Origin of the sequence: Amphibacillus sp. Q70, assembly GCF_052055485.1 — a bacterium.
Taxonomy (GTDB): Bacteria; Bacillota; Bacilli; order Bacillales; family Amphibacillaceae; genus Amphibacillus.
Genome location: NZ_CP197171.1, coordinates 2,413,223 through 2,428,912, shown reverse-complemented (window position 1 = coordinate 2,428,912; position 15,690 = coordinate 2,413,223). Strand labels below are relative to the sequence as shown.

General features: G+C 36.7%; 15 protein-coding genes. 3 read left to right on the top strand and 12 right to left on the bottom strand.

Features of this window, described 5'->3' with window-relative positions:
* Positions 1–353 precede the first annotated feature (353 nt).
* The 3 genes from ACS127_RS10735 to ACS127_RS10725 form a co-directional block, all read right to left on the bottom strand.
* Positions 354–1,394 (bottom strand): M42 family metallopeptidase, encoded by a 1,041-nt coding sequence (locus ACS127_RS10735; protein ID WP_440895039.1) that lies wholly within the window; start codon positions 1,392–1,394, stop codon positions 354–356.
* A gap of 174 nt (positions 1,395–1,568) precedes the next feature.
* Positions 1,569–2,342, bottom strand: a complete 774-nt coding sequence (locus tag ACS127_RS10730) for an ABC transporter permease (RefSeq protein WP_440895038.1) — start codon at positions 2,340–2,342, stop codon at positions 1,569–1,571.
* Positions 2,293–3,303: an ABC transporter ATP-binding protein gene (locus ACS127_RS10725; RefSeq protein WP_440895037.1), complete on the bottom strand. Its 1,011-nt coding sequence runs from the start codon at positions 3,301–3,303 to the stop codon at positions 2,293–2,295. The genes ACS127_RS10730 and ACS127_RS10725 overlap by 50 nt, the downstream gene beginning before the upstream one ends.
* A gap of 339 nt (positions 3,304–3,642) precedes the next feature.
* Here ACS127_RS10725 and ACS127_RS10720 point away from each other — a divergent pair, with 339 nt between their 5' ends.
* Together ACS127_RS10720 and ACS127_RS10715 are read left to right on the top strand one after the other, a co-directional pair.
* The gene (locus ACS127_RS10720) at positions 3,643–4,266 is read left to right on the top strand and encodes a TetR/AcrR family transcriptional regulator (RefSeq protein ID WP_440895036.1); all 624 of its coding nucleotides are present in this window, start codon (positions 3,643–3,645) and stop codon (positions 4,264–4,266) included.
* A gap of 6 nt (positions 4,267–4,272) precedes the next feature.
* Positions 4,273–4,944 (top strand): MBL fold metallo-hydrolase, encoded by a 672-nt coding sequence (locus ACS127_RS10715; RefSeq protein WP_440895035.1) that lies wholly within the window; start codon positions 4,273–4,275, stop codon positions 4,942–4,944.
* 275 nt (positions 4,945–5,219) lie between these two features.
* Here ACS127_RS10715 and ACS127_RS10710 read toward each other — a convergent pair whose 3' ends face one another.
* From ACS127_RS10710 to ACS127_RS10680, 7 genes are all read right to left on the bottom strand, one after another.
* Complete coding sequence (locus ACS127_RS10710; protein WP_440895034.1) at positions 5,220–5,450, bottom strand: excisionase family DNA-binding protein; 231 nt, start codon at positions 5,448–5,450, stop codon at positions 5,220–5,222.
* Positions 5,451–5,455: 5 nt separating this feature from the next.
* On the bottom strand, positions 5,456–6,319 hold the full coding sequence (locus ACS127_RS10705) for an RluA family pseudouridine synthase (RefSeq protein WP_440895033.1): 864 nt from the start codon (positions 6,317–6,319) through the stop codon (positions 5,456–5,458).
* 19 nt (positions 6,320–6,338) lie between these two features.
* On the bottom strand, positions 6,339–6,884 hold the full coding sequence (locus ACS127_RS10700; RefSeq protein WP_440895032.1) for a GNAT family N-acetyltransferase: 546 nt from the start codon (positions 6,882–6,884) through the stop codon (positions 6,339–6,341).
* Positions 6,885–6,949: 65 nt separating this feature from the next.
* Complete coding sequence (locus ACS127_RS10695; RefSeq protein WP_440895031.1) at positions 6,950–8,155, bottom strand: cation:proton antiporter; 1,206 nt, start codon at positions 8,153–8,155, stop codon at positions 6,950–6,952.
* A 286-nt stretch (positions 8,156–8,441) separates the two neighbouring features.
* The gene (locus ACS127_RS10690; RefSeq protein WP_440895030.1) at positions 8,442–8,639 is read right to left on the bottom strand and encodes a hypothetical protein; all 198 of its coding nucleotides are present in this window, start codon (positions 8,637–8,639) and stop codon (positions 8,442–8,444) included.
* A gap of 82 nt (positions 8,640–8,721) precedes the next feature.
* On the bottom strand, positions 8,722–9,153 hold the full coding sequence (locus tag ACS127_RS10685) for a hypothetical protein (protein WP_440895029.1): 432 nt from the start codon (positions 9,151–9,153) through the stop codon (positions 8,722–8,724).
* A complete protein-coding gene (locus tag ACS127_RS10680) occupies positions 9,140–9,358 on the bottom strand; it encodes a helix-turn-helix transcriptional regulator (RefSeq protein WP_440895028.1) in 219 nt (72 codons plus the stop codon). Before ACS127_RS10680 ends, ACS127_RS10685 begins: the two co-directional genes overlap by 14 nt.
* A 342-nt stretch (positions 9,359–9,700) precedes the next feature.
* Here ACS127_RS10680 and ACS127_RS10675 point away from each other — a divergent pair, with 342 nt between their 5' ends.
* Positions 9,701–10,468: a methyltransferase domain-containing protein gene (locus ACS127_RS10675; protein WP_440895027.1), complete on the top strand. Its 768-nt coding sequence runs from the start codon at positions 9,701–9,703 to the stop codon at positions 10,466–10,468.
* A 75-nt stretch (positions 10,469–10,543) separates the two neighbouring features.
* Here the strand turns inward: ACS127_RS10675 and ACS127_RS10670 are convergent, their stop codons facing one another.
* Positions 10,544–11,053: a sigma-70 family RNA polymerase sigma factor gene (locus ACS127_RS10670; RefSeq protein WP_440895026.1), complete on the bottom strand. Its 510-nt coding sequence runs from the start codon at positions 11,051–11,053 to the stop codon at positions 10,544–10,546.
* Positions 11,054–11,744: 691 nt separating this feature from the next.
* Complete coding sequence (locus tag ACS127_RS10665; RefSeq protein WP_440895025.1) at positions 11,745–15,332, bottom strand: endo-1,4-beta-xylanase; 3,588 nt, start codon at positions 15,330–15,332, stop codon at positions 11,745–11,747.
* Positions 15,333–15,690 lie beyond the last annotated feature (358 nt).

Below are 15,690 nucleotides of genomic sequence, written 5' to 3'. Positions count from 1 at the left end.
ATTATACACTATAATACTACGACAGGTAAAGTATTAAATTTAATTTTTTACCTTTTATAATAAAACAACTCAACTTTCTAAGTGCATCTTCGAAAGTTGAGTAAATCATAATAGAAAAAACACAATTGCCAAATGACAGCTCTCTTCGTATCATGTTTATATTCACAAGGGGGGGTTCTATGTTCGAAGACTTCAAATTATTGATGCTCACAGTTAGTAGTTTCAACAGATTAGTCCCTACTCAAGCATATTTGAGCACTTGTTATCATTGACGTTGGGAACTGCTCTCTTTTTATAGCATAGAAAGGCTGTTACACAGGTCATTTTTTATTGTGTAACAGCCCCTCAATCAACTAATATGAAATTAAGTCAGACTTTAAGTATTCTTTAACAAGTGCTTCCGTTTGTTCAAGCGAATCGATATGTGTGCGTTCATATGCATGGGATGAATCAATTCCAGGACCAATTAAACCATGAATAATATCATGACCTGAACGAATGGCTGCCGATGCATCCGAACCATAGTATGGATAAATGTCTAGCTTATAGCCAATTTGATTCGCTTCAGCAAGCGCAACGAGATGTTTGCGCAAACCATAATGATATGGTCCACTTGCATCTTTGACACAAATAGAAACCGTATATTCATCAGTCGATTGACCATCACCCATTGCTCCCATATCAACCGCTAAGTACTCAACTGTTTCTGGGGTAATGTTAGAATTACCGCCATAACCAATCTCTTCATTATTTGATATTAAGAAATGTGTTGTATAAGGCAACACGGTATTTTCTTCAACAACCTGACGAACAGCCTCCATTAAAATAGCAACACTTGCTTTATCATCAAGATGACGTGACTTGATAAAGCCATTATCAGTCACTTGAACACGTGGATCAAATGAGACAAAATCGCCCACTTCAATGCCTAGCGCTCGAATGTCTTTCTCCGAGGAAACTTTAGCATCAAGGCGAACTTCCATGTTATCTTGATTACGCTCAGCTGTACCTGCATCTTTATAGACATGAACAGAGGTTTGTCGCATCAAAATCGTTCCGGTGAAAACTTCACCCGTCGCTGTTTCAATTTGACAATATTCACCTTCAATCGCGTTGTAACGAAAGCCTCCGATTAAATCAAGTTTTAATCGCCCATTCGCTTTAATCTCTTTCACCATTGCCCCTAACGTATCAACGTGGGCGGTCAACATCCGGTGCTCGTCATTATTTTTGCCCGGTAAAGTTGCGATTAGACCTCCCTTTCGGCTCCGCTTCGTCGTCACGCCTAACTCATTAAAATAATTCTCAACAAATTGAATCACTTGTGTTGTGTTTCCCGATGGACTCGGAATCTTTACGAGTTGTTTAATTAATGCTAACTTTCGGTTTGTCATTTATATCCCTCATTTCTTTCTTTATTTTAACTCGAATCTTTATTCCCGACAACAGTTAGGCAACCCCGTCATAGCGTAAATCTTTAGCTAGCAGAGAATAATTCTATATAGACTAAAAGCATTGTGCCTTGTATAGCATTTATTTCGTGGATCAACATAACTGATCTTTTCCATCTAATATTGACCTAATAATCCTTTTTCTCTTGCATAGTGTTCACAGTATAAGTAAATGGCTAAACCAACTAAAAGATAAAGCAGGGCATTTACAATTAAAATGATAAAATCAATGAGTAAAAAATCAGTTAATTGATAATTCTCAATCATAATCGCTCGAATCATCTGCAATCCTTTTGTGATCGGGAGCAATAATAAATAAATGTGTGAAGATAAACTGATAAAAGTTAGCCCAGCCAAAGCAAATTGAAAAATCTGCAAAAAAGCTTGAATTTGTTTTAAAATAACGGTTAATCCAGCGATCATAAAAGCTAACCCATACATACTTATACAAGTTAAAATAAAGATCGGAATGATGGAAAGTAAATCAATATTTAGCCATTCACCTGACGTCAACATTGACAAATAAAATAATAAAATCACCATAACTGCATGCAAAAGGCTATCAGCTAACAAACGTGTCGTGAGAATTTTCCAAATCCCGCTGGGTGACATGCCAAGCTGTTCAAAAGTTCCTCTGGTCGTTTCAGAGACAATTTCATAGCCCATTCCATTAACAATCATCATTGCTAAATACCAAAAGATATAACTAACAATGGTATATTGGACCGTTACTGCTTGTGTATCTGGGCTCCCAATAAATTGAATTCCGAAGAACATCCCAATAAAAATAATATAAACAGTTAGGAAAAGAGCTATCGTATTTGGTGCATAGCGTTTTAATTCAATTGCTTGCTTTCGAAGATTTGCTTGAAAGAGATGAATGATTGGCATGACCGGTTTCCCCCTTAATAATTTTGATAAATACTTGTTCAAAATTAATCGTATTCCGATTAATATCCTCTACAGGTGTTTCATTTTTCTTTAAAATATCAAAAACTTGATAAATCTGTTCAGCACTCAATAACTCAACTACAAGTTTAGGCTTTAATTGTTCTGACTCATATTCAAAGTTAGAAAAACAGGCTTTTAATTGTGTGATTTGTCGATGGATTAAAGGCTGACCCAGTGTGATCGTATACTGGCGAGCATCAAATAATGCAATTAAATCTTCTACTCGATTATCAGTAACTATTTTCCCATTATTGACAATAATCACTCGTTCACAAACAGCTTGAATTACCGCCATATCATGTGAACTAATAATAATTGTTCTGGCTTCATCGCGAACAATCTTCTTTAAAATATCCCGGACTTCATAACTCGTTTCAACATCCAAGCCAAGGGTTGGTTCATCTAATAAAATAACTTCTGTATCAGCCAACATCGCCACAGCAATCGCTAATTTTTGTTGCATGCCACGAGATAACCGATTCACGAGTTCATGCTCTTTCATTTTAAGGTGAAATAATTCGAGCAAATAATCGATTTGATCTTTGACCTGTTTTTTTGACTTGCCACGATTCCCAGCAAAATACTCAAGATTTTCTCTAACCGTTAAACGCCAATATAAATTTCGATTACCCTCCAAAACTGCACTGATATGCTTTAATGATTTAAGCCGATGTTTGCTATTATCAAGTCCCTGGATCTTAATTGTTCCTTGATTGGGTTTAAGCAAGCCACAAATCATCTTAATCGTTGTTGTTTTACCCGCGCCATTTGGGCCTAATAAACCCACGATCTCTCCCTTATGTACTTGGAAAGAAATATCATCAACAGCCTTAACCACTGTCTTATCTTTTCTTTTTTGGTAGCTCTTTTTCACATGTGACACACTGACGATTGGTTCCATTTTCATCACCCTCATCGATTAATAAATTCATTATAAACTGAATTTTCTAAATAAAACACAGGCTAGGGAATTATTCCATCTCAGTATTTAGGGGGAGATGCTTTTGTAAAATTATTTCAACCTGTAATCTGTGATGAGAACCACCCCCCTATTAAAATAAGCGAACTAGCACAATTATTGCTAGTTATTCCTAACTCTACGTTATTTATTTCCTTTGCATGCTTAACATCTTTCCACCAAATAACGTACGTAAAAAATAGTTGACTTAACTAACCAATGGTTATACAATATTTATATAACCATTGGTTAGTTATAGCTGAAGGAGGATTCACTCTAACAATGAGTAAACATGAGCGACGATCGAATCAAACCATTCAAGATATTTTAACAAGTGCGGAGAAGCTTTTTTCAAAGAAAGGCTATGATGCAGTGACAATAAGAGAAATCGCCAAGGATGCAGGCTGTTCTCATACAACGATTTATTTATATTTTAAAGATAAAGAAGCTTTATTACATCAACTAGCCATGCCGGTTTTGGAAACATTACATCAACAATTAAAACAATTATCAACCCAAGAAGACATGTCAGCAATCGCTCGACTAAAAAATATTAGTCGAGCGTATATTCTATTTGGTTTACAGAATCAAAATATGTATTCTGTTTTAATCAATGCTAAGTCGACAAAAGTTGATCAGGAACATCCTGAATTAGAAGTCAATAAACTTCGAATCGAAATATTTGAGATTTTAATGGAAGTTATCCAGCAGTGTCTTTCGATCCCGAACGGAAAGCAATTGTTAGCATTTTCTCGTATTTTTTATTACAACTTAAATGGGGTATTAATGACCTATTCCTATATGCATGAACCGCTAGAAACGTTAATGGAAAGATTGACCTCAACTTTTGACCTTTCAGTTGATATCTTAATTTTAGGTTTTAAAGAAAAGCTAAGTGAGGAGTGAAAGAAAATGAAAGTCAATAAAGTTTCCGAACACATTTGGAGTTTAAAACTATGGATGATCATCCCGATTCACGTTTGGTTTGTCGTTGATCGAGAAGGGGTCACTCTTGTTGATGCTGGTATCTCATCGATGGCAAAACCAATCATGCAGCTGATAAACAAGTTAGAGGCTGGACCTTTACAGAGAATTTTGCTAACGCATGGTCATTCTGATCATGTTGGCGCACTAAATAAAATATTATCAGACACTAAGGTTCTCGTTTATGCACACCAAAAAGAAATTCCCTATCTAGAGGGTGAACGTCCATATCCAAGAAGAAAAAAGGCAAAGCAAGTCTTAGCCAAAGGATGTACTCAAGCTCTTAAAGAAGGTGAACAAGGTCAACTTCATTCAATTGCTGGTTTAACACCCTATCTCACTCCTGGACATTCTCCTGGACACGTTGTCTACTACCATGAACAAGATCAAGTCTTGCTGGCCGGGGATCTCTTTACCTCAAAAAAAGGTAAACTGAAACAGCCGATCCCGATGTTTACTGCAAATATGGATGAAGCTGTAAAAAGCAGCGCAATCGTTGGAAAGTTAAAACCAAAGCAGTTAGAAGTTTGTCATGGAAAGACCGTTTACCATCCTGCCGATCAACTTAAAGACTATGTAGACCAAATGAATAATACATGACGTGTCGGTAGTTAGTCGAAGCTCCTTTGTCCTCGACAGCTATTTTTAGCAGGTTTTTGAACAACCCCTTCTACTTCATCTGTTTCATTGAATTATTTCCTAAGTGCTTTATTTTTCCAATGCACAAAAACCCCTTCTAAAGTTTGAACATTAGCTTTAGAAGGGGTTTTAGATAATCAATCAATTGATTGTTTAGTTGATTGAATCTGGACATTAGCGTCCCACCGAAAATATTTGTTACCCCGAGTTTTACAGACGCATATTTGTGATAAATGTTAATCTTCATCTTTCACATCGGGACTTTCCGGGATGGGTTCGGATAAAATGTCTTGCATCAATGCCCGATACTTTTCGACTTCCCTTAGATGGGTATCAAACTGTGCCGTATTGACTAAATATTGTTTGCCATCATGAACCGCACGAATTTTAGCTTGAAAAATCAATTGTCGAACTTCTTTCTCAGTTAGCTCAAGGTAATCAGCAGCCTCGGATATCGTGACATACATCTAGATTATTCCTTTACCTTCAGCTTCTTCGGTATGGGTGCCTCAAATCGCATCATTTTCTTCGTCTTTGGATGCTTGAATGCAAGACCAAAGGCATGAAGTCCTAGCCTGCCAATTGGGTTTCCTTTCGCCCCATATCTTTTGTCACCGACAACAGGATGGTCAATCGATGCAAGTTGCACCCTAATTTGATTTTTCCTGCCCGTGTCTAAATTGATTTTGAGCAAAGAATACTGGTTTGATGTTCTCAGCACCGTATAATGGAGAATGGCTTTTTTGGCTCCGTCCGTGTTTGGTGTTACATAAACTTGATGAGTCTTCGTTTCCTTCAACCATGATGTGATCGTATCCTGACTCTTATTCATCTTCCCTTCAATCATTGCAAGGTAGCTTCGTTCTTTCACTCCATCATGCCAATTATTTTGCAGTGCCTGCTTTGTCTGTTCATTTTTGGCAAACACAAGCACACCTGATGTATCGCGATCTAGGCGATGAACAATATAAATGCGTGCTTTTGGATCGTTTAGTTTTACATAAGCTGTCAGCTCTCGATAGGCAGTACGCTGTTTATCATGTGGTTTCGACGCAATGGTTAGTAAACCCGCCTCCTTATTAATCACAATTAAATCATCATCTTCAAATAGAATATCAATACCTGACAATTTATGATCAATCGGGGCTTCTTTTAAAATCTCTACTTTTTGATTGGGTAAGAGAGCAGCATTATGGGCTGTTTCTGTTTTGCCATCAACAATGACTTGACCACGCTTCAAAACACCCTTCACATAATTGCGGCCACGATCAATTTTCTCTAATAAAAAAGGTAATAACTCTGTTTTTTCTTTTACATAAAAGGTCTGCTTTTTCATTCAATGCCAACTTTCTAATTTAATTCTCTTGCCACTCTCTCTTTAATAGACTATAAATTTCAAGATCTAAAAAATGATCATTAATCCATTCCACCTCACGAAGTGTTCCTTCATGGACAAAATTTAATTTCTCTGCAACACTACGACTTGCCTTGTTCTCAGTTGCTGCTCGAATCATAAGACGATTTAAATCTAAATCATTAAAAGCATAATCGATAACCGCTCGAGTTGCCTTTGTCATCACTCCTTTTCTTGCAAAAGATTCACCAATCCAGTAACCAATCTCACCGTTTCGGTTCTCTTTATTAATCTGATTAAAACCTGTTAAGCCAGCCACTTCATCATCAACCATAATTACCGAAACAAATGATTTCTCAAGTGCATTATCACGCACGGTTGTATTGACAAATTTTTCAGTGTCTTCCTGTTTTTTTGTTAAATCAGCAAAAGGCAAAAAGGTTCGTAAATGAGAACGTGACTGAACGATCAATTGATAAAGGGCTTCAGCATCTCTCAATTCCAGCGGTTTTAAAGCCAAACCAGGCTCAATTTCAAAACGGTACATCTTGAGTCCCTCCGATTCGCATGTGATTCATCTATTATAATTGATATGGATCTAATAAGTAAGGTTTAATTTTTTGTTAACAAGTGTGGGGCAGATAATTTAATACCGATCGCTCCAAGTGGCGCTGTTATTAAAATAGCAAGCACAGCTAACGCTAGGATCACACCGCCTACTTCCACACCAGCTGCCAGTGGTAACGATCCAATCGCTGCCTGAACCGTTGCCTTTGGTAAATAAGCAATCATACAAAAGAGACGTTCTTTTAGTGATAATGACGTGCCAATTGTTGATAGCCAGACCCCTAAGCTACGTCCAACAAGCCCAACTAAAATAATCACAAAACCTATCAAACCAGCCTCTAAAGCAACTTCAATATTTACTTCTGCTCCAACAAGAGTAAAAAGAATAATCTGAGCAAACAACCAAATTTTTGTTAGTTTTGCTGAAAATAAATTGGCAATCCTTGGTGTTCGTTCTAAGATAACAAAACCTATCGCCATGATCCCGAGTAAACTGGCAAAACCTAACCCTTCTCCTATGTAATAATATATGATAGCCACTGACAGCAGGAGCAAGAGCTGTTCTGTATTTCTTGAATTAAAACGACGCCATTTAAACACGACCAGTAGTAAAATCGCAAATACAATACCACCTAAAATACCGCCAATAATACTGTATGGAATTTCTGCTATAACCAGTAACATGTTTTGCTGGACACCCGTTCCTAAAGAGAGAAAAAATCCGAAAAAGGTAATCGCAAATACATCATCTACTGATGCTCCTGCTAGCAATAATGTCGGAATCTCTTTATCCGTCCCATATCCACTTTCTTCTAATTCTAACATGCTCGGTACAATAACAGCAGGTGATACAGCCGCTAAAATAAAACCAAGCATACCCGCTTCAGCAAAACTAAATCCAAGCAAGAAATTGGCTGCGATCGCTACAGTAAATCCCTCTAATACACACGGAATCACACTTAAACGTAACGCTGGACCGCCAACTGCCTTCAGTTGATCCCGATGTAACCCTAATCCTGCTCGAATTAAAATAATGATCAATGCAAATAATCGTAAATCTTGCGAGATCATAAGCAAATCTTGATCTAATAACCCTAAAACATATGGACCGAAAAGGATTCCGACGATAAGTAAACCAATTAAACCTGGCAACCGAGTCAGACTAACTAATTTCATTCCAATAAAACCAAATAACAATAACAACGCTAAACTGACTAACATTTGAGCAACTCCTTCAGATACATTTTTCACTTATTTATTAATTTGCATACGCTCGAAAATAAAATCCAAATTGGCGAGCATAGAATCCAGGTTTACGAGCATCACTCAATTATACTCAATAGTGATTGTTCATTTCCCAAAACAAAAAAATAGCCACTACAAAAAGACAAGCGATTCCTCGTCATTTTGTAGAAGCTATTGGCACAAAGCGGTTTAGGATTTTACCTAGGTGAGCTCCACCACCTTATTTAACTGTTCTGATTATAACAATTTGCTTTTTTACAATCAAGACATTTCTATCATCTGAAAATCTCACTTACTCTTCTTGTTCACTTTTGAATCGTCTAACATATCGAATAATTTCATGCAAAACAACAAGTAAAAAGATACCAAACAAAACCTGATGCATCGTCTCACTTAAATCACCAATGATTAAAAAAGCAATTAAGCCTAATAAATAAAAGACAATCATGATCCCCTGAAAAATACGCCAATCTAACTTTTGATCTTTCATTTTGTTTCCTCCATTTAATCAGCTTGAGTACCCATTCATACAGCTATTTTAACATACCTTGCTGAAATAGGATTGTTTAAAATCATTGATCATTATAGCGTTTCTTTTTCAGAAAGTGCACAAAGGAAAATGCCAGGAAGAAGCATATGAAAAAGACTCCTCCTATAATTAACGCCTCAGTATTGCTGCTTTTATCTGGGCCTAACTTTGTTAATATTGCAAAGAAAATACCTACAACCATCGATAATAAAACGACACGATAATAGGGCGCCGGCTTTTTAACTCCATCCGCCTCTTCATACACATCCTGCGATATTTTTATATGCAACAATAAAAAGACAATCATCGTAATCATAAATACAAACCATAGTGGATGTTTTGTAACCTCTCTAACACCTTCTATTATCCCATGATAAATTAAAATAGCAATGATCCCTATTGTTTGAACGATAAATGCAATTCGGATATTTTTTAAATTTTGAATGATCAATCTCTCATCTTTAATTTTCTTCATTCTGCTTCTCCCCCTTATCAATCCAAAATAGTTCATCCAATGACTTATTTACGACATAACATATTTCTAAACATAACCTTAATGTGGGATTGTATTTACCCTTTTCAATTAAACTAATGGTTTGTCGAGTGATACCAACTTTTTTTGCTAATTGTTGCTGGGTTAGATCCATTGCAACTCGAGCAAGTTTCACATTGTTCTGCATGTATATAATCCCCTCCTTCAATTTTATTGTAACATATACATTACATTATTCAATATATATATTACATAAAATAAGGAATTAAAGTGATGTCCGTTAAGTCAAAGGTTGGCTCTGGAAAAAATATACGTTTGATCCTCCTTTTTAGGTAAATGACATCTGATAATAGTTCGGCAGAAACTTTTTCTGTTAATGGTGTCTCTGTTAACCAAAGTGTCTCTAAATCAGAGATCCATTATTCCCTTGCTCTGCCACATAACTCCTAACTATCGTTACCTTTCCAATTATATATTTATCGAATATAATTCAATTATCACCTACAGATCATTTAAGGGGGAACAAACGATGAAACAACAAACTACAAATACGTGGAATGCCAATTTATATGATAAAAATCATTCTTTTGTATCTAAATTTGGTCATAGTTTAATTGAACTTTTAGCACCGATAAAGGGTGAACAAATTCTTGATGTTGGGTGTGGTACAGGGGATTTGGCTCACGAAATCTATAAACTTGGAGGTTCCATCGTAGGTATTGATCAATCAGAAAATATGATTCAGCAAGCACAACATAAATACCCTCATATTTCTTTTGCTGTTCAAGATATTTTAAAGTTAGAATATAACAATGCATTTGACGCCGTCTTCTCTAATGCAATGCTTCATTGGGTTAAACAACCGAAACAAGCACTTCATTGTATCTATAACAGCCTTAAACCTGGCGGAAGATTTGTAGCGGAATTAGGTGGTAAAGGTAATGTTCAAACCATTACAAATGAAATCATAGATCAATCAGAAAAATCAGGAATTACATATACACCCGAGCAATTTCCTTGGTATTTTCCAAGTATCGGCGAATACACTTCACTAATGGAGGAAGTTGGTTTTCATGTAATCTTTGCTTATCAGTTTGATCGTCCTACACCTTTGGAAGGAAGCGATGGTTTAAGAAATTGGATCGAAATGTTTGCTGCTAACATTTTTGCAAATCAATTAAAAGCTGTAAAAGAGCGAGTAATTACTAATGTAGAGCATAACCTGCGAGATCATCTCTGTAAAGACAATCAATGGATAGCAGACTATAAAAGACTTCGTGTCATTGGAATAAGGTAAGACTGTGACGTCAACACAAGTTATTAAGACATAGAAAACAAGCTTAAACATTCGCTTAAGCTTGTTTTCGTTCACTTACTCTTTAATATCCTCTGAATAATTTGTCAGCCAAATCTGCCGAATTTTCATAACGGCTTTTCGCTTCCAATGTCGAACTGCATTTGCTGTTACTCCATGCTCACAGCTGATTTCAACCAATGTTTTCCCTTGAAAAATTTGCCCCTCAAACCAGAGCCACTCCCGCTCAGTTAAAGCTTGTCTTATCTGTTGGATAAAAAGATAATCATGTTCATAGTTACTCTCATCAATAACCGACTTCTCCCGATTGGCTTTACAAATAATTTTTTCATGTTCACGAACACGGTTATTTTTACGAAAAAGATCAATTAATCGATAATTCATTTTCGAGTAAGCGTAGGTTGAAAATTTCATTTCTCCTTGCTTATACTGTTCAGAAGCTTGCCAAAGTGTGATCACTAATTCTTGGTAGTATTCCTTGTCTGAATCTCTCACTTGGTACTTGTTTAACAAATGGTAAATCATTGGCTCATATGCCTTTAATAATCTTTCAAAATCATCAAACATCACTCTGCTCCTAAAAGCAGGCGCCTGACTTGTTATTCCGCGGTAACACTAGAATAACGAGTGTTTGATAGTTTTTCATCAGACAATAATCATTAGCACAACAATTACTGACACCCGTTCTATTCAATTCCCTAGAGAATATTGTCAGAGTTTTTCAGAAAAAGTATTATTCCTAAAAAATACCAATGATAGATCGACTGATTCTCGAATAATAGTGCATATTCCAAATCATTATATCAATAAAACAAAACTTCTATCAGTGAGAGTCTTTCGACGCACATATCTTTTCGGTGGAACGAATAATCGCAGTCCCAGGACGTCGCGAACTTAGTCTGTGTTCCCACACCCCCACTGATTAATTAAAGAACACAAGCTAATGTCTTCACATCCTGAGACTTGGGCTCAGAAATAAGAAAGACACTTATTCTTGCACGATCAAACTAATAATAGATTTTATTGGCCATCGTCTAAGTCAAACGATGGCATTTACCAGCAAGACTTGGTGATAAGCCAAGTTTTGTTAACCTTATAAATGCTCCGTAGTTTTCCTTCGTGTGATTCACTCATCCCATCGAAGGCATTTGCGGTTAATCGCCCCATCGAAACCCGTTGTTGCTCCGAGTTTTATGGAAAGTTATCAGTGATAAAAATCATCCCACTCAAATTTCGAATAGGATGGTTGGAATCAAATCTATGCTTTTTTTCGTTTAAAGCCATATAACGTTAATCCGACACCAACAAGTAAAATAACCGTACCTATCAATAAATAATTGTAAAGAGATGTTGCGGTCGCTGGTAAAGCTGTTCCTTCATTATTATCAGCATCAATATCTGACACTTCATCATCAACGTGATCTAATTCAGTAGGTTCTTCTTCTGGCTCAGCACCTCCTTCACCTTCCGATCCATCCCCTGTTCCGCTTTCTTGTTCAACAAGTTTAGCTTCAAGTGTTTCAATACGAGCTAGAAGATCAGCAATCAGTAAAGTCAGTTTTTCATCATCTGTTTCAAGTGCCTCAATTTCGGCACGAAGTTCAGCAATCAGTTGCTCAAGTCCTTCAACATGTTGATCCATTGCTTCCAATTTTTCTAATCTTTCTGTTAGCTCCCTAATGACTTCTTCAAGATCGGAAATAGAGTCTTCAGCTTCTCCCATTAGGGTTAAATTTCCAAAAACAGATGTATCTTGGTAGCCAACACCACTCAAGTCATTCCAAATGGCTACACTCTGTCTGGAACCATCTTGAGCATCGTTAATTTGGACATCAAAACCAATCTCTAAATTATTTTCTGGAGCTATTGTTTTAAATGGAATCTTCATTTCAACGGTATAATGACTGCCATTAATCGTTGTTGCTGATTCAAATCCCACACCGGCATCACTAGGGTTAAACGATGTTTCATTAGCAAAGTTCACTCTATATTGACCATCATCGTCTTGATAAAAACTTGTTTTTTGATTATTTTCATCAATGAATACTTCAACAGAATCTTGCTCATGAACTTGATCACTTGATTTGTCAAGCACTGAGTCGCTAACTTGAACGAAAACATACAGATTTTCTTCATCCCATAAAACTCTCGCTTCACCATCAGCACCCTGCCATGCCCCTTGATAACGATTAATCGGTAAAATAGGTGCTTGCTTCCACACGTCATCAAGCTCACCATCAATGGCTGGTGTACCAAATACAGCTTCCCCTTCCCTTGCCTCAATCTCTATTGGATCATATTCCTCAATAAACTTATCTGGATCAATGACTGCATAATAGGCAGGTTTGGCTTGCGTGTTCCGATCAAATAACAATGGGCTTTGCTCAGCTCTCCAGCTTGATGCATCATTCAAACCCCAGAATGTTACACGCGAAATATGTTCATGGTGTTCTTTATAAATTTGAAATAATCGAGCATATAAATAAGCTTGCTGATTCATTTCTTGTTCTGTTTGAACACTGTTAGAACCTGCCGTAACATCAAGTTCAGTTACACCAACTTCTACACCTAAAGAAATAAACCTTTCTAATGAGAGTCTAACATTTTCAGGGTTGGTATTTAAGTTATAGTGCCCCTGCATACCAATACCATCAATGAGTAACTCGCCATCATTTTCAGTGGCATAGTTCTCATTTAATTCTTTTACCATATGGTATATAGCTGTAGCCTTATTTTGATTATCATCATTATAATCATTGTAATAAAGGTTGATATCCCAGCCATTTTCATCAATCACTTCTTTAGCTGCTTTGAAGGATTCTTCAATATATTCAGGTCCAATCGCTTGCAACCAACCAGAATTTCTTAGGGCTCTCTCCCATTCTTCCGGATTAGATGGATTATCATTGAATGCCTCGTTGACAACATCCCATGAAATGACGTCATCACCAAAATGTTCAACAACTGTTTTGACATGTGTTCTTAGATTTTCAAGGGCTTCTTCACGGGGGAGTGACTTCCCGTCTGCATCTGTATGAAGGGCTTCCCTTGATTGTTGATGCCAAATGAGAACATGTCCGTGCATTAATAATCCTTCATCTAAAGTCAGCTGCATTAGACTGTCTTCCGCAGTAAAGTCAAATTCACCATCATCATTATAAGCATAACCTGGTTTCATCGCATTTTCGGCAGTGACCAAATTGTGGTGTAAATTGAGTAATTCAAGTCGTTCGCCTTCAAATTCTGATGTAGAAACAGCGTTACCGATTAAGAAGTAATCTTCGTAAATCTCCTTTATCGGTGGTAAATCTTCAATTTCAATCGGTGCTGAATCAATTTTTTCAAATGTTATATCATCAATATAAAAGGAAGCTGTACTATTATTTGAACTTTCAACATAAATGGAGACAAATTCATCACCTACACTACTGTAACGGTAAGTTCCCTGTAATTGAACCCAACCATCAGCAACGCTAATTGTTTTTCCTTCTAGATTGTTATAACTCGCCCCAAAATCTTCGCTCCCAACCTGGGTGGAGAGTTGAAGTTGTGCATTATCAGGAGAAATCAGCTTTACCCAAGCTGAAATATGATACTCTTCACCTCGATCAATATATTGTTCGACACGAAGTGATGGACCATTCCATTCCTTTTGTCTTCCATCTATCTTAAGCGCATAAGAACCGTCTTCTGTATGATTAGCTTCATCAGTAACGGTAAGAATCTCATGATCGCCCCTTGCTTCAAAACCATTTAGTTCACCATCTTCAAAAGTAATCGTTTCAAATGGTAGTGCTGGCTCTCTGTCATCCGGTTCTCCCGATTGACCTGGATCAACTAAGGTGATCTTTACATCATCAATATAATAATCTTCTCTTGGGTCACTACTCTCCACATAAAATTCAACTGCTGAAACATCATCACCTAATCGATAGCTACCCGTCATTTTAGTCCACTCCGTATCACTTACGGTTGTATCTCCAACTGTGACATAAGCTTCAGGTGTTTCTAATGCTGTTATTTTTATCGTGCTATCCTCTTCAGCTTCGAGTCGTTTAACAGATAGCGAAACTTCATATTGTGCACCTGTTTCTAATAAATCTGTCACATCTAAGGTTGCACCATGCCAATCAGCTGATCGGCCTGTAACCAGTAGAGCATGATTGCCAGTACCGTCATCTACGACTTCAGTATTCACATCGCCTCTCGCTGCCCAACCCTCTCTACCTTCTTCAAAATCAGTTGAATAAATTTCGATGGGCTCAAAGGGTTCTTCATCTGAACCTTCTTCTTCAACAATTAGTACCTCACCAATGTAAAACGGAATATCTGCACCATCAGGGTTAGATTGAATCCGTAAAGTATGATTAACATTAGAATCAACCGTGAACTCACTCGTTAAAGTAAATGCCTCACCAGCAACCATATCAGCATTGCTTAACCATTGATAGCTATCGATTAATGATAGAACTATCTGTTCGCTACTTTCTAGCTCTTCATCCCTATCGATATAGCCCTTAACTGTCACCGTATACGTATGACCATCAACAAGTCCCAAACCAGCAAAAGTTAAATCTGCTGCATCATAATCATTGACACGATTATTCACATATAAAGCTTTTCCATTTTCATTTCCCTCAAATTCAAAATCCGTTACATGTTCTAATTGGGCTCCACCTGATCGGGTAAAAAGACCCATTCCCTCTTCAAATGTCTCATGGTAAATCAGCTTTGATTCCTCTCCACCATCTACCTCTGCACTGACATCATGTGAAAACAAGTTTGATGGAAAAAGCAAGAAAGTAATTAATAAAATTGCAATCGTTCGTTTATACTTCCTAATCATCTTTCAACATTCCTCCTAGAAGATTTCATTCACGTAATAGTTACTAACACCTACTCACACTTCTAGCACCTGGAAAATGTAAAAATTATACTGATAATCTTGATGACTATACAAATAAACCTTAATTCTTCAGCTCCCTCCTTCCCTATATATCTTCATCTCAATCTTATAAAACGCTTACATATCTAGTAACCCTATGTTATTTACAATAAGCTTTAAAAACTATAACTATTTCATTTTTAAAACCAAAGAAACCATAGAAACCATTCTGTTGAAGCAAAATAAATATGTAGCTGATAGCTAAAAATCATAATGAAGAAGCAATTAATTAAAATAAACTACGATAATAATCAAATCA